The sequence below is a fragment of the Flavobacterium cupreum genome (genome assembly GCF_003996965.1).
GTDB classification, from domain to species: Bacteria; Bacteroidota; Bacteroidia; order Flavobacteriales; family Flavobacteriaceae; genus Flavobacterium; species Flavobacterium cupreum.
In genome coordinates, this window is record NZ_QWDM01000204.1 from 1 (window position 1) to 301 (window position 301).

A 301-nucleotide genomic window follows, 5' to 3' on the forward strand; every position below is an offset into this window, starting at 1 on the left:
TTCCCGTTTGCACGGGGACGACGATAAAACCGTCGCTTCTTCCAGATTCAAAGCGCTGTCGCCCCACCGGGGACAGATGCTTGTACAAGTTATGCCTGATGACCATAGTAAATCGGTACCACCCCTTCCCATCCCGAACAGGACCGTGAAACGATATTACGCCGATGATAGTGCTGCAACCAGTGTGAAAGTAGGTTATCGTCAGGCTAGTTATAAAGGGAAAACCCCACCAGCCTGAACGCGCTCAAGATCGCGTTCAGCGCCGGTGGGGTTTTTTTTCGTCCGCGCTTTCGCCTCAGGT

Annotated in this window: 1 rRNA gene; it reads left to right on the forward strand. The window is 53.2% G+C overall.

The annotated features are described in order from the left end of the window. Window positions 1-94 precede the first annotated feature (94 nt). Window positions 95-207, forward strand: a 5S ribosomal RNA gene (rrf, locus tag D0817_RS27175). Window positions 208-301: the final 94 nt, after the last annotated feature.